Origin of the sequence: Salegentibacter salegens (assembly GCF_900142975.1) — a bacterium.
GTDB classification, from domain to species: domain Bacteria; phylum Bacteroidota; class Bacteroidia; order Flavobacteriales; family Flavobacteriaceae; genus Salegentibacter; species Salegentibacter salegens.
In genome coordinates this window covers 674,912-695,499 of sequence record NZ_LT670848.1, presented here as the reverse complement: position 1 = coordinate 695,499, position 20,588 = coordinate 674,912, and the positions used below count along the sequence as shown (strand labels likewise).

Here is a 20,588-nt window from a genome sequence, read left to right as displayed (position 1 = left end):
AACAACATGAATACACCATACAAGAATATATATAGCGTCCTGAATTTAAACCGATTTATCGTTTTGGCCGTTGTCGTTTGTGCATTGCTAACCAGTACCTTTTCGGTTTGGATAGCTTTTACCACTCATAAAAATGCGCTCAATAGTGCCTTCGCCATCAATACCGACGGCAGTATCATTCCGCTCAAACTTGTTACCCAAAAAGAGAATTTCAAAGTCGAGGCTTTGGCACATTTAGAACTTTTTCATAATTACTTCTATAATATCGATGCCAGTAACTATGAACGTAATTTAAAAAAAGCACTATGGCTAGGTAATAGTTCCGTGGACAACCTGTACCGTCAGAAAAAAGCTGATGGTGTATATAATCGATTGTTACAGTATTCATTACTTCAAAAAGTACTGAGTATCGATTCTCGGATTACAGATAATAATGGCTCATACAGTTTTACTACAACAACCATTTTTGAAATCAATAGAGGGTCGATAATCGACACTTACGAATTGATTTCAACCGGGAATCTGATTATGGTTGACCGAAACTTCCCCAACAATCCACACGGATTATTGATTGCAGACTACTTCGAAAACACCTTAAAAAAATTAAACAATGAAAACTGAGCCGATAATCGGCATTTAAAAAACCACTCTTATGAAATGAGCCTTAACAATTTGGGGCATTAGCCGGAATGTTGATTGGCGAATTACATCTGACAAACGAAAAATAAATAAACAGCAACAGATGAAAATAGAAAAGAATAAAATTGTATTCGCAGCAGTACTAGCTGTAATTTTTATATTTCTTATTTCCTATTCCCTGATGGTAATGGGCGATGATGAAAGTGAAAATAAAAACCTTGAGCAGACCTTGGTACCCGATTTAGAAGAAAACCAGAAAGAATACGATTCTAAACTGGATGCCATCAATGATTTGAAAGAGGTTCGCGAAACCAACGCTCCTAGTATTTATGATGAGAAACTGATCGATTCTATGGGCTTTTATGATCCGGATCTACCCGAACGAGAAAAAGAACGCATCGTGGACAGTATTTATGATGCAGGTAGGATCCAATATTCCGAAAAGTCTTATCAGAATATCGGAGTAAAGAGAGATACCCGAAACGATGCACAGCAAATTGATTCAGCTGAAATAAATAGAGAGCTAAAAATTCAAGCCAAAGAACTTGGTCTGGAACATCAATTGTTCTTTGCAGCTGCACCCAGACACAATGAGATTTCAAGTATCAGTAATACAGACGAAACTATTTATGTGGTGGTCGATGGCGATCAGATTGTAAAAGCGAATACCAGACTAAGAATGCGACTTACCAAAGCTGCAACAATCAATAACAGAAAGATGCCTAAGAATACATTCGTATTTGGATTTATCAGCTTTCAGCCTAACCGTGCTTTGATTGAAATTGAGAATATCGATCATCATCCCACGAAACTCAAAGCATTTGATCTGCAAGATGGTAGTGAAGGTATTTATGTTGAAAACAATTTTCGTGCTGAGGCAACCAATGAAGTTTTGGATGATATAATTGGCGATATCAACATCCCGAGTGTTCCGCAAATAAGCGGCATTACTAAGATACTTAAACGTAACAATCGAAACGTAAAAGTAACCGTATTGAACAACTATAAACTAATTCTAAAACCAAAGCTATGAGACCATTTATTTTAATATCAGCTATACTAATTTGCGCTTTTACACCTCTACCTTGCTCGGCACAAGCTACACCTCAAATAACTAAAGTTCTGGACACTATTTATGCCAATGACACTAAAAATGTTGCACTCTTTTTTCCTGAACCCATTCGACAAGGAATAACCGGTTCAGAGAATTTTGTGTTTACTTACAACCGTGAAAAAGAACAATATTTTGGACTGCTACAGGGAAAGCCTGGAGAAGAAAGTAATCTTCTGGTAGTCAATAGAAATGGTTCCATTTTTTCGTACATTGTAAGGTATAAAGAGAAGCTTTTAAAGCTCAATTATTTCATTCCAATGTCCAACAGTATTGGAAATGAAAAGCCAAAAGTGAAGGATTCGATTCAGGCTGAGACTTCTGAAAAAAGTGTTGATTACAGGAAGTATTATTATGAAAAATTCTGCTCCTATCTTCTTGACAGAAAACAGCGCATCGGAAAGATTAAGAAACGAAACGAAGACATAATTTTAAGTGTTGAAAATATTGTTTTCGATAAAGAAGAGCTCTACTTCGTTATCCAGATTGAGAATAATTCTACTTTGGATTACGATTTGAATTTCTTGAAACTCTCTATTGAAACAAGACAAAAAGGAAAAAGGAAATCGTTGCAACGGCTGTATCAGGAACCGATTTACATACAGAATCTGCCTTCTAAAATCGCAGAAAATGAAACGGTACGATTCGTTTATGTGTTGCCTAAGTTTTCATTATCAAATGATCGAAGGGCAATTTTGGAACTGAATGAGAAAGATGGCGAACGTAATATTGAACTGAGAATATCACATAAATACATTAATAATCCAAATTGATAAGGCTATGAAACATTTAGTTATTTGCTCGCTAGTACTTTTATTTATTTCCTGTTCTCAGAATAAAACCCTTACCCCAACTGAAACTGCCAAAGTTGTTGCCGAAAGTTTTTATCACGGTGATGAAGCAACCTTAAAAAAACATACCACAGCGGAAGGCTATGCAAACCTTTCAAGTATTCAAGAAATGTTTGCTCAAGAAAAAAGCTCAGACTCCAATTTTAAGATAATAGGTGAAGCTATGGACGATGATGTGGCTTGGGTAAAATATTCCACAGCTTACGATACGAAGCCCGGGGTTTTTAAGCTGGTTCAAGAAGATGGCAAATGGAAGGTTACTCATAATGGGCCGAGGAATAAAGGGCCTTTTTGAATTCGTTATTTCCAATCATAATTAGAGTGCCCACAGCCACATCTAATAGTCTTCGCCACAGTATCGTAATTTTTTAACGAAACTCTCGGTCTTCTACAATCTTCTTTATCGCAAACGAATATATTTTCTAACGCTAAGATATCGGACCAGAATGCTTTCAAATCCCCAATTTTCGGATTGGAAGGGTTATCGTGGGAAAGTAGATTTCCAAATAAGGCTGAATTAGCTACACGCTCAATGGTAGGAAACTCTTCCTTAAGTTCCTCGCTTTTATCCTTTATTCGGGATTTTAACGCGTTTATTAATTCATCGGGCATTCGTTTTTCATTAAAGTCATTATACCTAAAACTTACCTTTACATCCAAGTTTGAACATATTTCTTTAAGTGAATGTTCTAAATAAATCCTTATAGGATTACCCAAACCTTCAATATTGCTTTCGACGATAGACTTTTCTATACGCTCTTTCAAGTCGTTAGGTTTTTCATCTAAAAATGTACCTTTACTCTCTGTCCATTTAATTTCGTTTATAATCCAGTTTTTCTGCTTGGCCAGAGGACTAACGAAATTTTTGAACCAATCATATTCGTGTGTGAGCAGAATAATCTGATATTTTGAAAACTTCTCAAAAATCAACTCAGCAAATCTTTTTCTATGATTAGTATCGAAACTGGATATCACGTCGTCAAGAAGCACGAAATCATTATTGTCATTAAAAGCTTCTACAGATGCTAAAAAGAATGAAAGTCCAAAACAGTTTAAATGTGATTCACTAAAGTATTTTTGAGGTGGTGAAACCCATTCTCCAGGGAGTGTTAGCTCAACTCTGTCTGCTTCTTCTCCCGGGGGTACCCCCGGGAGAAGAAAATTTTAGTTTTTCGTTTCATTGGTGGCTAAGTCCAACTCTAGCCGACCTTCAAATTTAATAGCTAATTGTTGAACTACCAAACCCCAGTTCTGCAGTGGGGCGTTCCATTTCTTTTCAATTCTTCTGGTAGCTAGGTAAACCAGCTTCAATAGTGCCATATCATTGGTAAAAGCGCCTTTGGTCTTGGTTACTTTTCTTACCTGCCGGTGAAAAGCCTCTACGGCATTTGTGGTGTATATGAGTTTTCTAATGGGTGCGGTATATTCAAAATAAGCACTCAATCGGTCCCAGTTATCATTCCAGGAACGGATCACTATGGGATATCTTTTGCCCCATTTTTCTTCCAGATCCAGTAAAGCCGATTCAGCCTGGTCTTTGGTGTCAGCCTTGTACACCAGTTTAAGGTCTTTCATAAAATCTTTTTGATCCTTACTGGCCACATACTTCATACTATTGCGGATCTGGTGGACAATACATAGCTGAATATCAGTCTTGGGATAAACAGAATGAATGGCTTCACTAAAGCCCGTAAGATTATCCGTACAGGCAATCAGAATATCTTTTAAGCCACGGTTGTTTAATTGGGTCAGCACCTGAAGCCAAAAATTGGCCCCTTCACTTTCCGAGATATACATACCCAGCACTTCCTTTCTTCCAGCTTTATTTATTCCTAAAATATTATACAAGGCCTTGTGCTTTACTTTGCCTTCTTCGCGTACCTTGAAGTGCATCGCGTCGAGCCATAGGATGCAATATACCGGCTCCAAGGGGCGATCCTGCCATTCCTTAACCTTGGGAATCACCCGGTCCGTAATATCACTTAGAACGTGTGTGGATATCTTGGAATCATACATTTCCTCTATATGAGCTGAGATATCCCGCAGGCTATTGCCCATCCCGTACATGCCTATAATCTGCTTTTCTAAATTATCGGCCAGGATACGCTGGCGTTTCGCTACGATCTCCGGCTCAAAGGTACTGTTACGATCCTGGGGCGTGTTAATGGTGACGTCCCCTTGGCTGCTCTTTAGGGTCTTTTTGCCTTTGCCATTACGCTTATTACCTGCTTTTGAGCCTTTTTCTTCATCGGAAAGGTGCGAAGACATTTCTGCTTCCAGGGCCTCTTCCATAAACTCCCTAAGCATTGGAGCAAAAGCGCCGTTTTTGCCGGTTAGGGATTCTCCTGATAAAAATTGTTTTAATGCTTTTTCCTTTAATTCCTTAATCTCTTCTTGTGTCATAATCTAGTCTAAAAATTTTAATTTAATTTTCAAAGTCTAGACAGACTTGAGATTACACCCTCTTCTGTTCTAAGAAATCACGCTTAAAAAGACACCCCCAAACCGTCCCTCTTTTATAAGATTTTTCAGTAATCAATCTATAACCGTCAAAAGTCACTTCTAAAAAAGAATCATCAAATTTATATTTTTCTTTTTTTATTTTGCCTTTTTCATAAGTAAAAGCCCTGGCGATGATCACTTGGGAAAGCCGTTTTTTAGCTTCTTCAAAAACTATAGTTAACGAGTTTGGATATAATTCATCATCTCCATCTACAAAGCAAATCCATTCGCCCCTGGCTTTTTCTAAACCTAAGTTTCTTGCTGCACTTACCCCTGCATTTTTTTGATGATAAACATTTATTCTGTTATCTTTTAAAGCATAATCTTCACAAATATCGCCTGAATTATCAGTGCTTCCATCATTAATTATTAATAATTCATAATCTTTAAAATCTTGTGTAAGTATTGAATTTAAACAAAAAGAGAGGTCCTCTTCTATATTATATACAGGAACAATTATAGACAATTTAAGCTTAGTCATTTAAAGCTTCTTTTAAAAAGTTTTTTGATTTTTCTCTTTCTTGATTCAGAATTCTATTCACCTTAGCAAAATCAATTTCTTCGCTAATTAATTTAAAATCTATTGAGTCTTCTTCGGTAATTGCCCTATTTTCTAATCCGAAAGTTTTTAGTAATGAGTAAAATCTTGATGCACCTCTTCTTTTATTAACAATAGCTATAAAAGGCTTGTTAAAAAGTATAGCAAAAGCAGTTCCATGAAAAGAATCGGTAATCACAAATTTAGCATCTATAAAAGCTCTTAACCATTCTTCAATTTCAGGGAAGACACATTGATGAATGTCGAAACCATGCTCTAATTCTATCTTAAAGTTTTGTTCCGGCATCACTTCAAAGTATTTCATTCCTAATTCCTCACTTATATTATCAATTATTTTCTTCTTAGTTTCATTTCTATCTAATACATAAGAAAATAAATTTCCGTCGCTCTTTTTGATATTTTTAGCCTCAACCACAGAAATAAACTTATCTTTTGTCAATAACATTGTGGGATCTACTAGATGTTGTGCCTCAACATTTAAATAATCCTGGCAAAGTTGAACAGCAGCATCTTCTCGCACAGAAATAGGATCAAATAATTGGGCCAATCTTTTAAATTTCTTTGTTTCTTCTTCATTAAATTCCCATTCGGATACTCCAAAAGAAGCCGAATAAGCTATTTTTTTTACCTCATTGTTATCTTCAAGAAAGTCAAGAAATTCAAGATTATTCCCTCTTGCTTCATTGCGTCTCCATACCTGGTCGCTCCCCACCACATAAGCATCAAACTTATACTTTCTATGAATTTTATTTATTTCAGAATTATTTGTAATTCCTTCTGTAAGAATGATATTGTTTTCAACAAACCCTCTTGTATTTTTATTTATAATTTTAAATTCTTCATTGGACTGCCACCCCCTTAATTTGATATTTTTTCCGCTTAATTTCAGCAAGATTCTTTTCCCTAAAGACAAAAATTTAGTTTTGATAGGTGTTTTAGGCAGCCTATCGATGGTATAAACTTCATGCCCCATTTCTTTTAAGATATCCTGGAGGGCATAGTTTTGTAATATCCCTCCATAATTATAGATTAGTGGATGAGTGATAATTCCTATTTTCATGATTTGATTCTTTCTAAAATTGAACGAGTTAGATTTATTTCTCGTTCTTTCTCAACATGTTATTAAAGTTAACGAGTTTGTAAATGAATAATATAAGATTCTATTGTAGCTTCTTTAAAGTTTCTTCTACATTCCTACGTTTAGATAAAGTAACTCTAAAATTGGCTGTTGCAATACCAATTGGAATAAGGCAAATAATTTTCTCCGATTTAGGAATTGAAATAATTTTATCTAATTCCTTTTCATCCTTGACCATTTTCCCCCAATTAGCGGGACAGCTTGCTATATTATAGAAGTGAAGAGAGTACAAAAGATTTAAAAGAAAAACGCCACCATCAATATAAAATTGATTTCTTTCCCCTACAGTATAATAATAATTTCTATTATTAGTGAGAATTAATAATTGGCTTACTTTCTCTTCATACCCAGTAAAACCACCCTGGATTTTCAAAACTTTATCTATTTTTTCCTTATCCTCCAATAAATAGACCGTGTTAGCTTGCCTATTACAGACGGAAGGCGCTGTTAATGACAAAGAAATAGCTTTCTCAATTAATTCAGGCTTTACTTTTTCTCCTGTGTAGGTTCGAATACTTTTTCTAGAGATGGCAAATTTATCAAAAGATGCGGATGCATTTTGGTAAAAATCTTCATAAGATGAATCAATAGCACCGGAAAATTCTTTTACATAATTATTTTTAAGCAGTAACTTATATTTTTCATAAAGTTCCTGAGAAAAATAATCCTCAATATTAATATTTTTCTCTTGATGTATTTCATAATATTTACACATCACTTTTAGAGTAACTTCAATCTGCGTTCTGTTTAAATTTTCTAATAGATTCTCTGATTTCAAATATTTGTGAATTCTTTCCACCCTATTTTGAGCAAATCTGGGTTTCATGTTTAGGTATAACATTCCCTTTTCAATAGAATGATAGTCAAGAATTAACAATGCCTCTTCTTTCTTTAAATTATCAAGTTTAAAGAGGGTAGAGTATTGGTAATAAAGTCGAAAATCGCTATATGTATTTGTTAATAAGTAAAATAAACTTCTGTTTTTCTTAGCTTTTTGAAGGAAGGCTTCAGTAAAATTATCACCTAAAATACCCCTTATGATATTTTTAAATTTTTCTCTCATTTTTTTATAAAAGACTTTAACAAAACATAATCCGATTTACTTAAACCTATAGACAAAACACAGAATGCACTGATGAGGAGTGTAATTATTAGACTCCACCATCCATTGGATAAATTATATTCTTTCAATAGAGTAAAAAGCACATAAACAATAGCCGATACCAAAACAATTCTTAAAAAGGTACCCTTTAAGAATTTACTAATTTTTAAATTTAATAAGGCTTTCAAGAAGAATAAACGAGATATTAATGATAAAAAATTAATTAATATTATCGAATAAAAAACTACCGCAGGTTTACCTCCATAATACAGCCAAATAGCTGCAAGTGGTAGAGTTAAAATAATGAGACTTCCTATTAAAATTTGATAATTTTTAATTTTCCCAGTAGCCTGCACCGCAACCATTAATGGTCCAGATATACAGTCTACTAAAACGCCTATTAAACTTAATTGTACAAAAATAGTGGTGTATTGTGGTGGGTTTTTAAGCCAAAGGTTTAAAATGAAATCGGTATTAAACAAAATTGGAGCAATTATGAGCAACATCAACAAAAAAGAAAATTTTGAGCTTTGAATGACAAGTTTATGCATTCGTTCTAAATTTCCTTCTGAATAAGTTTTTATAATTTGAGGATTAACAGCTCTTTGAAAATTTGTTACAAACTGATTAACGGCACTTTGCACTTGTAAGGTTAAGCCATAAGCTGCGTTTACAACTGTTCCGAAAAATAAGTTAAGTACAATATTAATTCCCTGCCCTCTACTTACAGAAGCAAGACCTCCAAAAAGATTCCACCCTGAATAGCTAATCAATTCTTTAAAATAAGTTTTGTCATATTCAAAACTATATTTACTTGCTTTATAATTTCTCCTACAATAGATTTGATAGGCAATTCTAATAATCAGGGAAACTAAAAACATCATTGCCGCATAAGCAATCAACTTATCACCTCCATAAACAACTAAAAGAAACACCAAGCCTAATTTTAAACATACTTCAACAATACTTATATACGCATAAACATTCATCTTTTCATAAGCAATGATAAGTGAATCATAAGGCACTTGGATGATGCCTATTAAAGCCGTTAAAACAGAAAATTGATAAACAATATTAGCTGCAAAAAGCCTATCGGGAGGTAATACAACTTTATTATTCACATACCAGAGTCCTATGGTCTCTGCAAAAAATAAAATGATTACTGCAATTGCTATATGGATAGTTAGTGTTACACTAAAGGTTTTTTGTAACCTACTTTCATCCTTTTTTCCAAGATCGAACGCCAAATATCGTTGAGTAGCTGAGGACATAGAAGAATTTAAAAAACCAAATAAAGCTACAATTCCCCCTACTAAAGAATAAATACCGAAATCTGACACACCAAGTTGCTCCAGTACGATTCGGGACATATAAAGCGTAACCCCCATTACCAGGAACATCCTAAAATATAGGAATAAAGTGTTTTTAGCTATGGTTTTTGAAGAGGACATTTAATTCTTTGATCCTAAATAAATTGATTCATATCTTTATTGTTTTGATTTTAAATCAGTCGTGCCTAAATTAGTTTATACGATATATTTTCTTTCATATCATCCAGGTCCTCTAGAGAAATCGTCGGAATTGAATGGTTCTAACCCAATTACGAGAATACGCAACTACGTCATAACTTCCCTTCTACTATTTTTAATACACCCTTCACATCATATACCACCGCAGGTTTAGCTTTAAACTGCTCCAGGTCCATCTCCAAGAACTCTTTATGAGCAACAGTTAAAACCACTGCATCAAACTTCTGTTTAGGTAGTTGTCTGGTGGTTTGCAGGCCATATTCGTGTTTAACCTCTGCAGGATTCGCCAGGGGATCGTAAATAGTGAGGTTGGTGCCATAAGATTGCAGTTCGTTGACTACATCTACCACCCTGGTATTCCGCACATCTGGGCAGTTCTCTTTAAAAGTGAAACCCAATACCAGGATGTTGGCACCTTTTACTTTAAGTTCGTTTTGCAACATCAGCTTAATCACTTCAGTCGCTACATATTTTCCCATAGAGTCATTCATACGCCTTCCCGCCAGGATGATTTCGGGATGATAGCCTATTTCCTGAGCTTTTTGCGCCAGGTAATAAGGATCTACGCCTATACAATGCCCACCTACAAGACCGGGTTTAAAGGGCAAAAAGTTCCATTTTGTTCCTGCGGCTTCCAAAACATCCTGGGTGTCAATATTCATCTTATTAAAAATCTTTGCCAATTCGTTTACAAAAGCAATATTAATATCTCGTTGGGAATTCTCTATCACCTTAGCGGCTTCAGCTACTTTAATAGTTGGTGCCAGGTGGGTACCGGCGGTAATCACTTCTTTATAAAGCGCATCTACTTTTTTCCCAACTTCAGGTGTAGAACCCGCGGTTACTTTTAAGATTTTCTCTACCGTATGCTCCTTATCTCCCGGGTTAATCCTTTCCGGCGAATAACCTACAAAGAAATCTTCGTTGAATTTGAGTCCGCTATGCTTCTCCAGTACCGGCACACATTCGTCTTCCGTAACTCCTGGATACACGGTAGATTCATAGATCACGATATCTCCTTGCTTTAACACCTTAGCCACGCTTTCGCTGCTTTTGTATAGCGGAGTAAGATCGGGGCGGTTATTTTTATCTATTGGGGTGGGGACGGTGATGATGTAGTGGTTGCAGTCCGCAATGTTTTCTAATTGATCAGTAACATACAAGCCATTTTGAGTTTCATTCGTGTTAGATCCTGAAACAAGTTCAGGATGACGATTCCCAGTCGACCCTGACCTCTCGACTGCGCTCGAGGTGACAAGTTCAGGATGACGCGTCGCTAAAGATTTTATATCACTAACCAGAACCTGTTGAAGTATTTCATCTTCTACTTCGAGTGTACTGTCGTGTCTTTTTTGAAGCTCTGCTACCCTGTCTTTGTTGATATCAAATCCTACTACCGGGAACTTAGTAGCGAAAAGCCTGGCTAAAGGAAGCCCTACATATCCAAGGCCTATTACTGCAATTTTAATGTTTTCGTTCATTTCTATTATTCTTTGATCAGTCAGTGATTTTAAGACAAGAGCATAGCTTTAGACACTTTTACAAGCGCTTCAGTTACTGTTGCTAAAAATTTAGATTTTTTCCGTCGGAGTACGGAGGTGGGTTACACCATAAAAAGGTTTAGGTATTTTGCAATTGTAGGGAGCTGCAAAATGATTAGTTGTCAGTTGTTAGTCCGTAGACGATAGATTTGGTTTTTATTCGGTTGTCAGTTATCGATTGTGAGTTGTCGGTTAAAAAACTGGAAACTTCCTACCCACAACTGCCAACTGAATACGGCTTCGCCACAGTGAGTCACATTTTTGACCCTCGCTGTATCTTCAATTATCAACTGTTTTTATATAGTTGCTGCCCATAATAACGGCAACAATTAAAAAAAATTATGGAAAAGCGTAAATAGAATTTGTTTTCCGTTAAAGCCGCGAAGATAGAACACATCTAAGAGCCCTGCCAAGTCCAATATGTTAAAATTCCTAACTAAAATTAACTTTCATTAATTTTTAAATTTAATCCCTTTCTGCATAACAAAAATGAATTGAATGTGACCATTCCTTAAATTTAATGTAAGGTTTACAGATATTTATTCCATATTCATAGCCTGAAAAACTTGTTGAATTTCGCCTGGCATTTATTAAAGAAAAAATTAAATATTTTCATCAGAAGAAAGAAGAATAAGTAACCTGGAAGCCTCAGGGAAAGTTGCCTGGAATAAAATTAAATTTAGAAGATCATAAAAAATTTTAACTAAATAACCTCTTTGGTTTTTACTTCTACCGTAAACCCAAGATGTGGCAGCACGAGACGCATTTTTCTTTTTCCTATATCCCGAATAATGGCTTCTTGCTGTTTAAAGGCTCCGTTTTTAATGGTTATTTTATCACCCGCGTTAAGGTGTTCTACCTTAGCATCGTCTACCCTATCTTCTTCCAGCCACTCCCGGATTATTTCTATTTCCCTGTCTTTTACTATTGCAGGTTTGCCTAACCAGAATAAATACCGCACCACGCCCGGTACATCAAAAACCTGGTTTCGGCTTTTTTCTTCGAGTTTAATAAATACATAGGATTTAAAAAGAGGGGTTCTAAGCTTTTTCTTCCGGTCGTTCCATTGTTTTATTTCAGTGATCAAAGGACAATAGACCTCCACCCCCATTTGTTCCAAACCTTCGGCCACTTTTTTTTCCATTCTGGGTTTGGTATATAAAACGTACCACGACATATCTAAGATTTATTTTTTATCTCTTCGCAGTAGGGTGATTTTGAAGAAATTTAGATTGAATTGTTAGTTAGTAGAATCAAAATTACAAAGATTTTGAGTAAGAATAAGGGTGTCTATACGCTGAAATAAAAATCAATTTATGAAGTACTCAAACATAATGAGTTATTAAGGAAGGTCGGATATATTGTTTTTAATAAAATTTGTACTCGTGCGGAATTGTAGGTAACAATAGGAACTCCGTCGCAACAACCTCAGTTGTTCCAGTCTTACTATTAGTAAAGGCACTACTTAGTTCGCAGAATGTTTTCCATCTTTTTGCCTTTCGCCAATTCATCTACCAATTTGTCTAAATATCTTACTTTTTGGGTCAAAGGATTATCGATTTCCTCTACCCGATAGCCACAAATTACTCCGGTAATGAGGTGCGCATTTGCATTTAGATTTGTTTTATTGAAAAAATTCTCAAAGCTTACTTTCTCTTCAATAAGTTCCTTTTGCTTTTTTCATCATAACCTGTTAACCATTCAATAACCTTCTACAATTCTTCTTCTGTCCGGCCTTTCTTCTCCGCCTTTGCTAGATAATGCGGATATACCGAAGCAAAAGTCATTTTTGCCATTCGCTGGTTGTGTTTGGGTGTTGTTTTCATAACCTAATTTTTAGTAGCTTCTAAATACTGTCTAACATTTTAGATGTAGTGGGAATTAGAAAAAGTAGGTTTAAGTTATAAAATTATTGAGCGTTCTAAAATAAATAACTGCAAAATCACACGAATATGATGAGAAATAATATAAAGACCTCAGGTAAATAAATTTCTACTTCCCCTGGCTAAACCTGCTCACCATCGAGGTGAGCAGGTTATGTCTCTTGCTTTTGAATGTCAACATCCCGGATTCTGAAATAATCAGAATAACGATTTAAAAATCTTTATTTAATTCTGCTTAGTATTTCTTTGACTCATTTCTTTATCACTTAGTTCCTGGCCAAAAAAGGGCATTCCGTCTTTCCACCTCAGCACTCTTGCGCGGGTGTGACGATTGGGATCGTATAGTGCCTCTCCCTCAATTTCCTTATAATCACGGGCGTGATAGATCATTATATCTGTCTTGCCGTCTTTAGCTTTTGTAAAACTGTTGTGGCCGGGACCAAAGCGATCCAGATCGGGATTGCTATAAAATACCGGTTTTGATAATTTATGCCAAGAATCGGGATCAAGCAAATTAGCATCGGCATAAGCCCACATTAAGCCTATAGAATAATTGGCATCTGTAGCACTGGCAGAAAATGTTACAAATACTTTCCCATGGCGCAAGAGTACCGCGGGAGCTTCATTCACCCTGTGACCCCGTATTTCCCAGTCGTGGGTTGGTTGTGAAATCACCACTTGTTTATCTGCCAAAGTAGTTGGACTGTTCATTTCAGCTATATATAATCCGGTATTGATTATCGTATCTGAAGCTCTGTCTGTCCAGATCATATACCGTTGGCCGTCTAATTTAAAGGTGGTGGCATCCAGGGAAAAATCATCCCTATTACTTACAACCTGGCCTTCTTCTTTCCATTCACCTTTGGTAGGATCGGGGGAAGGATTTGACAAAGCATACATTCTTATTTTCCATTTTTCTTCTGCTGAACCGGCTGCGAAATACACATACCATTTCCCGTTTATGCGATGTAGTTCCGGAGCCCAGATATGGTTTCCCATTACTCCTTTATCGTGTTTACGCCATATAATTACTGGCTCAGCCTCCTTTATCCCATTAATAGTTTTTGATTTACGAATTTCAATACGATCGTATTCTGGAACAGTTGCTATAAAATAATAGTTGCCGTCTTCAGCTTTAGTAACAAAAGGATCTGCTCTTTGTTCAGCTAAGGGATTATCAAATTGAAGATTTTTTATTTGCTCTTTTTCAGTTTTTGAAGAACCACAGGAACACATTATAAAAATAAGGTTTAAAACTCCAAAAACTTTTAATAATGGTATAACGGAATTTCGCATTTTACTTAGATTTAAATTTTGTTCAATTTAAAAATAATATTTTAAGTGTGAAATACACAATTAAAATATTTAAAATCAATTATACTTAAAAAAACTGTTATAAATCTAGTAGAAAATTTCTCCAGGAACTGGTTTTGCGAAACCGGAAGATTACCCTAAAGTATCATTTTGTAAAAGGTCTTCAGCAGTTTTTAAACCACTATGGTAGTCGGATTATACCCGATCTCAAAATTGCAGGAATTGGCAATAAAACACATCCTGCCTGCTTCCTTGTGCAATTCATTCGCTTTTGAAATCATACTTTCCTCTGTTACTTTTACCATAGGGTTCAGGCTGACTTCAGTAAACTTACCGCTTCCGTTGGAAGTTTCTTCCATTACTCCGGTTGCATTGTCCAAATAGGCTACTACTATAATTTTGTGCGTAGAACATAAATGCAAATACCAAAGCATATGACAGGCAGCTATGGAAGATAAGAATAAATCTTCGGGATTATATTTGCTTTTATCACCCAGAAAGGCCGGGTCGGCTGAACCATTTATTTCACTGTTTTTTCCTTCAGCTGAAATTTTATAATTTCGATTATAGGATTTGTAATTTAGAGTTCCTTTTCCCTCATCTCCCGTCCACTTCAGGTTTAATTTGTATTGATGTTTTTTCATTTTTAAATAATATTCAGCCTTCAATCATTTAATCTTTCAACCATCATAGACGAAAAATAATTTACCCCTGTTCTAATACATTCTTCGTCTACAGCAAAGTTTGGGGTGTGTGGCATTGAAATAATTCCGTTCTCATAATTCGAGCCTCCTAAAAAGAAATAAACTCCAGGCAGCTTTTCCTGAAAATAAGCAAAATCGTCACCAAAATAACCTGGAGTTACCCCGTGCAAAAGTACTGCAGTCTCTGCACCGTAAATGTTTGCAATATGGTTAAGGGCTTCTGGTGCTAATTTTTCATCATTAAAAAGAATGTCTTTTTCATAAGAATACGCTACACTTAACAAATCTTCAGCATAACGTGATGTTCTAATCTCTGCTTCAACATCTTTTATTAATGCATTAAGCTGCTGTTGATCACTAGAATTAATTAGGCTGCTTATAGTAACTTCACCTTCAGATTCCTGTATGCTAAAATCCTGTAACAAGGTTAAATAATTTTTAAATATAGTATTGGGATTTGCGAGACCTACTTTAGGGTCTAAAGTGTTTTTAACATCCCAAAACTTACTATCCTTTTCTACATTTTGATAACTTGAAAGTAAATTTTTAGTATAGTTAATTAAAGTGTCTTTGTCTTTATCTGAAATTTTATATTTTATATCTATTCTATTAAGATAGGCATATAAGGGGCCCGGTTTGGTAGCAATCAAACCTGTTGGTAAAGGAGATATATGTAAGGCGTATATTTCTTCAGGCTGAATAAGGTCAAATAACCCATCATTAATCATTGCCCTGGCACCTTTATAATTTTCTTCTGCCGGTTGAAAAACAAAGTAAATTGTTCCTTGTAAATTCTCCTTTTGGCTAGCGAGAACATTTGCAATTCCCATTCCAATAGTTGTGTGTACATCGTGCCCACAAATATGCCGTACCCCTTTATTTTCCGATTTAAAATCAACAACATCTGGAACATCTGAAGGCATCGCATCAATATCTGCTCTCCAGGCAATTCGTTTTCCTTCTTTTGCACCTTTTAAAATACCTACTACGCCATACCCTCCAATATTGGTTTTAACCTCCAGGCCCAGGGAAAGTAAATACTCCTGTATTTTTTTTGATGTTTTTTCTTCTTGTTCAGATACTTCGGGATGCTTGTGTAAGTCCCTCCGAATTTTCACAAGACTGTCAAAAATATCATCTGTTTGGGATTGAATTAATTGATGAATTGAAGGTACAGTTGATGCTTCCTGACCAAATACAAAAAGACCTTGGAAAAGAAATTGTAAGAAAAATAAGGCACTCAATCTTTTAAGAGCTAAACTAATATTCTTGATATTTACACGATAATTGATTTAAAACCGCCCAGGTAATTTACTAAATTATATAGTAGATTTAGCAGTTAAAAGAATACCTCACATAAATATATGCTAAACCAGCCATCCTTCAGGGCAGGTTTATTTCAGATCCTAAAATAATAAACAAGTTAAATGCTATACGAAATTAGACTTTTCAAACACCTCTTTAGAATTCTATAGATTTAGAGTACACTCTATTTCTTCTGTGGTAATTCTCGGGTTAACCAACCTCTTTTACTGGCAGTGGCCATAGCGTAAGGTGTAATCCAGAACAAGCCAAAAGTATAGAAAATACTATAGGAGTAGATCCAAAAAGATTCAGCGATATTGTACTTTTTAGCATAGAAAAATGCAGGAAGAGTCGAAAATACCAAGATACTTAATAGGGTTGAAGTAATAAACAGCACGGGATGTGCTACCAGTAAAACGATCATAATAAGTATTAATGGATAGGTGGTTAGCATTTTCATCCATTGGTTTAATAATAAAATACGAGGACCGGACTTTGACCCCATCCTAAAAGTTTTAAATGCAAATTTAGACATCATAAGATTTTCACGCACATTACTTCTTTCCCAACGGGTAAACATTTTATGTAAACTGCTAAATTTTTCAGGAATATTGGTAAGCACATAAGCATTACGCTGAAATAAAACGTGGAAGCCCTGTTTTAAGATCATATTAGTCATTGCACGATCTTCACCAATATCTGTTGGCTTGCCCATAAATGTTTGATTTATCCATTCAGGCAAACAATTTTTGACGGCCGTTGCGCGATAAGCGGCTAAAGCACCAGGGGTACATAATACAGATCCCAATACACTTTGTGCTGAGCGTATAAACTCAAAACTAAATACAAAACTCACATTAAGCATTCGGGGAATAATCGCTTTTTCATTGTTTAAAACGCGAACATTTCCTGGCACGGCACCACAGTTCTCATTAGTTACAAAAGGAGAAACCAGGTTGCGCAAAGTATCCTTTTCTACAATAGAATCACTATCTACCGTAACGAAAACTTCACCTGTACCAAGGTTAAACCCACGATATAACGCGTGTCTCTTACCCTGATTATTTGGTTGCTGAAATATAGAAATACGGTCTCCCCATTCTTCTTTGGCTTTTTTCATCCAATCCCAGGTATCATCTTTACTTCCGTCGTCAATGGCAAGAAGCTGTAATTTTTCAGCCGGATATTTACTGTTAATCAAACTTTTTAAAGTTGAATAAACCAGTTTACCTTCATTATAAGCTGGTACAATCACAGTACAGCTAGGTAATTCGGTATCTGTTACAGAATTCACCGGTTTATATTTAAAGAATAACCTGGCAATATAGGTTAAGAAACCCAGTCTGAATATTAATAAAAACCCACTGAGAACAAGCAGAATAATCCCACCCAGGGTATCCATTCTATTCATATTAACCGCTTTAAATTCAGCTTGTAAAAAGTAGAATGAAAAAGCGCCTCCAATAAGGAGTAAAAATGTTGAAGTTAAGATGAACAGGTGTCTTTTGGTAAAGATTGCTTTTCTATAATTAACTGAATCTTCTTCTGAATCAGTTGAATTTTCAGTTTGTAAAGTAGTATTATTAATTTTAAAATCTTTTGCCGAAGCCGAAGAGAAGTATTTAAAGTTCGAAGTCATCATTTTTATAATTTTTCTTTTAAAACCTTAGACACAATTCTTTGTAAAATGAGAACCTAAATAGTCCAGGAGTAATTCCGCTAGGGAATAGCAATATCTATACCCGGGGGTGGCACTATTGAAAATGAGACTATTAACAATCCCTCCTGTAGATTAAAATGGGGACATTCTGGGAAAGTTGGGGAGAAAGTCTACATTAAATTGGCGACTTTTTGTCCATTAAAAAAGTCCGCAGTTTTCACTGCGGACTTTCCATTCATCCGTGACCCCGGCAGGAGGAAGTTTATACAGTTTAACGCAAGGACAAAAAGCACTGTTTTCTTTGAAAACTACTTATAAAATCAATGTTTACAGCACATTACACTTTAACTAACAATGGGATGCAATTGAGTTAAATTTGATGTTATGGTGTAATTGTGGACTAGATGTGGACTAGAAATTGTATATTAGTAATTACTTTATTTAAGTCCACGGATTATGACCATTTCTTTTTATATCCAATCCAGTAAAGATCCTGCTCCAATCTACGTACGCGTTCGGGAAGGTCGGGATATCGATGCTAAAAGTAAAACCCAAAAGACCATAGATCCAAAACTTTTCAGTAAAGGGAAAATAAAACTTCGAAAGATTCCCGCCGGGGTCGATGCAAAAGATAAGGACTGGATCCAAAGAGCGAACAACGAACTCATCCTCATCCAAAAAAAACTGGATCAGCTAAAGGTGCAACTTACCGACCGGCTCAATAACCGCAAGGATGGACAGATAATCAACAGTCAATGGCTTAATGAAGTCATTGCCCCACGAAAGACAACTGAACTTCCCAAAGCCCTTCTCTCCTATTTTGATTATTTTCTAGAATCCAAAAAGACAAGTTTAAACGTCAACACCATTAAAAAAATTAAAGTATTCAAACATCGGTTGGAGCGTTATGAGAAAACACATGGAACCGTCTATATCAACGAAGTAGACAAACGTTTTGCTCTCTCCCTGCAACGCTGGTGTGATCGGGAGAAATATGCACACAATACTAAAGTAAAAACCTTAAAGGTATTATTGACCGTTTGTAACCACGCCAAAGAAAACGGACTCCCCACCAGCGCACAATTACCCTATATTACCCGAGGTCTGAAATACCAAAAAACCAGTCACGTCTATTTAGATTTTGAAGAACTAAAAGGGATAGCAGCAACTCCAATGCCAAACCAGCGGACGGAAATTGCCAGGGATTGGCTGATTATTAGTTGTTTTACAGCCCAACGGGTTTCCGATTTTCTGCGCTTTTCCAAAAATAAACTGGTGGAAATGGAAGGAATGCAATTTTTGGACATTAGCCAAAAAAAGACCGGAAAACCTCTCTATATCCCGCTAACCAAAGAAGTGACTGACATCCTGGACAAACGCAGTGGGGAATTCCCACCTGCTTTTTCCAACCACCCAGAGGGCAACAAAACGATTTACAATGCTCTTATTAAAAAGGTGTGTCGTATTGCTAAAATCAACAACAAGGTTACTGCCCATAGGAAAAATCCTAAGACCAACAGGTATGAATTTATGGAAGTACCTAAATATAAAGCGGTCAGCACCCACATCGGGAGAAGGTCTTTTGCGACCAACTATTACGGCAAAATAAATACGGCCTTATTAATAAACGCCACTGGTCATTCCTCTGAGGCTCAGTTTTTAAAATATGTAGGAAAAGATGGCAACCAACAAGCCCTAACCTTGGCCAAGGCCATGAAATCTTTTGCAGAGCAAAGTAAGTAATCCTTTTTTGAAAAATTATGAAGCTTAAGAATCGCGAATACAACCAATTGCAGCAACCCGCTTTAAGGGAATGCCCATTGAAGGCATTTTTGGGTATTGATATCAATAGTTCCTTTTACGATTTCTATTTTGAAAAAGCACGTGGCAGGGATTTTAAGATAGATGTGGAAGTCTTCTTGCGAGATTTATATTACGATATCCTAATTTTTATAAATAATTACGAAGTACTCCCCTATCAGGTTAATGCCTATTTCGATGCTACCTACAAAAGAGCGCTGCACTACAAAGGGGTGCCATTGAAAACAAAAGAAAAATACCATTTCTTATTATTTGAAACTATTGTCCAACAACTAACCGGGGTGCTAGCTGTAGATAAGCAATTACCCAGGTTGCCCATTGAAAATTCTCCCAATCTACTTCCAGGTTTTCAATTTATTGGAGCTTTTCACCAGAAATTAAGGGAGACCCATATTCCTGAAAAAAATAAGATAATTACCGAATTTTTCACCTCCTACAATCCGCTACCAGAATATTCACCGCAAGATACATTGGATTTTAAAGAAGCTATTCTAGCCCTGGACAAGAATAAAAGTAGGGATAATGTGACAAGCACAATTCCTGGAAATATATTCTTGCAAGACCATCAGGAGTTGGGAAAAATTCGGCAAGAAAACAATATTCAATGGCTGGGCACTCCCCTGGAACTGGCCGAATTGGTTAAAGCGCTGATCGAGGCCAAAAAGATAAATGGAGTCTCAGAAAAACAGGTGTTTCTTTTTTTTCAACAGGTATTAGATTTACCTTTTGATAAGCGTGAAAAACTCCAATCCTTAAGAAAACGATCCACAGATTTAACTCCGCTGCTCGAGGAAATGGAATTCCACTTAAAACAATGGATAAACAAACCTTAATCTTAAATTATTGTTAAATTCATAGCATACTTACAGCGTAGTATGCCACTAGTATGTTACATCTTTATGTTGATTTGCATTGTAACTCATAAATCC

18 protein-coding genes and 1 pseudogene are annotated in these 20,588 nt (G+C 35.8%); 6 read left to right on the top strand and 13 right to left on the bottom strand.

What is annotated here, in order from left to right; translation table 11 throughout:
- Window positions 1-6 precede the first annotated feature (6 nt).
- The 4 genes from B5488_RS03035 to B5488_RS03020 all read left to right on the top strand — a co-directional run bounded on the left by B5488_RS03035 (window position 7) and on the right by B5488_RS03020 (window position 2,896).
- On the top strand, window positions 7-621 hold the full coding sequence (locus tag B5488_RS03035; protein WP_079733928.1) for a conjugal transfer protein TraK: 615 nt from the start codon (window positions 7-9) through the stop codon (window positions 619-621).
- A gap of 121 nt (window positions 622-742) precedes the next feature.
- Complete coding sequence (traM, locus tag B5488_RS03030; protein ID WP_079733927.1) at window positions 743-1,672, top strand: conjugative transposon protein TraM; 930 nt, start codon at window positions 743-745, stop codon at window positions 1,670-1,672.
- A complete protein-coding gene (locus B5488_RS03025; protein ID WP_079733926.1) occupies window positions 1,669-2,523 on the top strand; it encodes a DUF4138 domain-containing protein in 855 nt (284 codons plus the stop codon). Before traM ends, B5488_RS03025 begins: the two co-directional genes overlap by 4 nt.
- Window positions 2,524-2,530: 7 nt before the next feature.
- On the top strand, window positions 2,531-2,896 hold the full coding sequence (locus B5488_RS03020; protein WP_079733925.1) for a hypothetical protein: 366 nt from the start codon (window positions 2,531-2,533) through the stop codon (window positions 2,894-2,896).
- Window positions 2,897-2,901: 5 nt separating this feature from the next.
- Here the strand turns inward: B5488_RS03020 and B5488_RS03015 are convergent, their stop codons facing one another.
- The 13 genes and pseudogenes from B5488_RS03015 to B5488_RS02955 form a co-directional block, all read right to left on the bottom strand.
- Window positions 2,902-3,591: a hypothetical protein gene (locus tag B5488_RS03015; protein WP_079733924.1), complete on the bottom strand. Its 690-nt coding sequence runs from the start codon at window positions 3,589-3,591 to the stop codon at window positions 2,902-2,904.
- Window positions 3,592-3,765: 174 nt separating this feature from the next.
- Window positions 3,766-5,004, bottom strand: a complete 1,239-nt coding sequence (locus B5488_RS03010) for an IS256 family transposase (RefSeq protein ID WP_079733433.1) — start codon at window positions 5,002-5,004, stop codon at window positions 3,766-3,768.
- A 52-nt stretch (window positions 5,005-5,056) separates the two neighbouring features.
- Window positions 5,057-5,584 (bottom strand): glycosyltransferase, encoded by a 528-nt coding sequence (locus B5488_RS03005; protein ID WP_079733923.1) that lies wholly within the window; start codon window positions 5,582-5,584, stop codon window positions 5,057-5,059.
- A complete protein-coding gene (locus B5488_RS03000) occupies window positions 5,577-6,722 on the bottom strand; it encodes a polysaccharide pyruvyl transferase family protein (RefSeq protein WP_079733922.1) in 1,146 nt (381 codons plus the stop codon). The genes B5488_RS03005 and B5488_RS03000 overlap by 8 nt, the downstream gene beginning before the upstream one ends.
- A 100-nt stretch (window positions 6,723-6,822) precedes the next feature.
- A complete protein-coding gene (locus B5488_RS02995) occupies window positions 6,823-7,863 on the bottom strand; it encodes a nitroreductase family protein (RefSeq protein WP_079733921.1) in 1,041 nt (346 codons plus the stop codon).
- Window positions 7,860-9,353, bottom strand: a complete 1,494-nt coding sequence (locus tag B5488_RS02990; RefSeq protein WP_079733920.1) for an MATE family efflux transporter — start codon at window positions 9,351-9,353, stop codon at window positions 7,860-7,862. The genes B5488_RS02995 and B5488_RS02990 overlap by 4 nt, the downstream gene beginning before the upstream one ends.
- Before the next feature lie 170 nt (window positions 9,354-9,523).
- Window positions 9,524-10,912 carry a nucleotide sugar dehydrogenase gene (locus B5488_RS02985; protein ID WP_079733919.1) on the bottom strand — a complete coding sequence of 463 codons (1,389 nt, stop codon included), beginning with the start codon at window positions 10,910-10,912 and terminating at the stop codon, window positions 9,524-9,526.
- Between the two features lie 763 nt (window positions 10,913-11,675).
- On the bottom strand, window positions 11,676-12,149 hold the full coding sequence (locus B5488_RS02980) for a UpxY family transcription antiterminator (RefSeq protein WP_079733918.1): 474 nt from the start codon (window positions 12,147-12,149) through the stop codon (window positions 11,676-11,678).
- A gap of 284 nt (window positions 12,150-12,433) precedes the next feature.
- Window positions 12,434-12,798, bottom strand: a pseudogene (locus B5488_RS02975) (DUF2200 domain-containing protein).
- Between the two features lie 282 nt (window positions 12,799-13,080).
- On the bottom strand, window positions 13,081-14,151 hold the full coding sequence (locus tag B5488_RS02970) for a glycoside hydrolase family 43 protein (RefSeq protein ID WP_079733917.1): 1,071 nt from the start codon (window positions 14,149-14,151) through the stop codon (window positions 13,081-13,083).
- 191 nt (window positions 14,152-14,342) lie between these two features.
- The gene (locus B5488_RS02965) at window positions 14,343-14,813 is read right to left on the bottom strand and encodes an OsmC family protein (protein WP_079736510.1); all 471 of its coding nucleotides are present in this window, start codon (window positions 14,811-14,813) and stop codon (window positions 14,343-14,345) included.
- 20 nt (window positions 14,814-14,833) lie between these two features.
- Window positions 14,834-16,117 (bottom strand): M20 metallopeptidase family protein, encoded by a 1,284-nt coding sequence (locus B5488_RS02960; protein WP_231919800.1) that lies wholly within the window; start codon window positions 16,115-16,117, stop codon window positions 14,834-14,836.
- A 245-nt stretch (window positions 16,118-16,362) separates the two neighbouring features.
- Window positions 16,363-17,820: a glycosyltransferase gene (locus B5488_RS02955; RefSeq protein WP_079733915.1), complete on the bottom strand. Its 1,458-nt coding sequence runs from the start codon at window positions 17,818-17,820 to the stop codon at window positions 16,363-16,365.
- Window positions 17,821-18,294: 474 nt separating this feature from the next.
- Here B5488_RS02955 and B5488_RS02950 point away from each other — a divergent pair, with 474 nt between their 5' ends.
- The gene (locus tag B5488_RS02950; protein ID WP_079733914.1) at window positions 18,295-19,581 is read left to right on the top strand and encodes a phage integrase SAM-like domain-containing protein; all 1,287 of its coding nucleotides are present in this window, start codon (window positions 18,295-18,297) and stop codon (window positions 19,579-19,581) included.
- Window positions 19,582-19,598: 17 nt separating this feature from the next.
- A complete protein-coding gene (locus tag B5488_RS02945) occupies window positions 19,599-20,492 on the top strand; it encodes an RteC domain-containing protein (protein ID WP_079733913.1) in 894 nt (297 codons plus the stop codon).
- Window positions 20,493-20,588 lie beyond the last annotated feature (96 nt).

Coding starts and splice junctions, on each gene's coding strand:
- B5488_RS03020 (WP_079733925.1), top strand. CDS start 2,531: ATGAAACATTTAGTTATTTGCTCGCTAGTACTTTTATTTATTTCCTGT.
- B5488_RS02970 (WP_079733917.1), bottom strand. CDS start 14,151: ATGCGAAATTCCGTTATACCATTATTAAAAGTTTTTGGAGTTTTAAAC.
- B5488_RS03000 (WP_079733922.1), bottom strand. CDS start 6,722: ATGAAAATAGGAATTATCACTCATCCACTAATCTATAATTATGGAGGG.
- B5488_RS03010 (WP_079733433.1), bottom strand. CDS start 5,004: ATGACACAAGAAGAGATTAAGGAATTAAAGGAAAAAGCATTAAAACAA.
- B5488_RS02950 (WP_079733914.1), top strand. CDS start 18,295: ATGACCATTTCTTTTTATATCCAATCCAGTAAAGATCCTGCTCCAATC.
- B5488_RS02995 (WP_079733921.1), bottom strand. CDS start 7,863: ATGAGAGAAAAATTTAAAAATATCATAAGGGGTATTTTAGGTGATAAT.
- B5488_RS02965 (WP_079736510.1), bottom strand. CDS start 14,813: ATGAAAAAACATCAATACAAATTAAACCTGAAGTGGACGGGAGATGAG.
- B5488_RS03035 (WP_079733928.1), top strand. CDS start 7: ATGAATACACCATACAAGAATATATATAGCGTCCTGAATTTAAACCGA.
- B5488_RS03005 (WP_079733923.1), bottom strand. CDS start 5,584: ATGACTAAGCTTAAATTGTCTATAATTGTTCCTGTATATAATATAGAA.
- B5488_RS02990 (WP_079733920.1), bottom strand. CDS start 9,353: ATGTCCTCTTCAAAAACCATAGCTAAAAACACTTTATTCCTATATTTT.
- B5488_RS02955 (WP_079733915.1), bottom strand. CDS start 17,820: ATGATGACTTCGAACTTTAAATACTTCTCTTCGGCTTCGGCAAAAGAT.
- B5488_RS02980 (WP_079733918.1), bottom strand. CDS start 12,149: ATGTCGTGGTACGTTTTATATACCAAACCCAGAATGGAAAAAAAAGTG.
- B5488_RS02985 (WP_079733919.1), bottom strand. CDS start 10,912: ATGAACGAAAACATTAAAATTGCAGTAATAGGCCTTGGATATGTAGGG.
- B5488_RS02945 (WP_079733913.1), top strand. CDS start 19,599: ATGAAGCTTAAGAATCGCGAATACAACCAATTGCAGCAACCCGCTTTA.
- traM (WP_079733927.1), top strand. CDS start 743: ATGAAAATAGAAAAGAATAAAATTGTATTCGCAGCAGTACTAGCTGTA.
- B5488_RS03025 (WP_079733926.1), top strand. CDS start 1,669: ATGAGACCATTTATTTTAATATCAGCTATACTAATTTGCGCTTTTACA.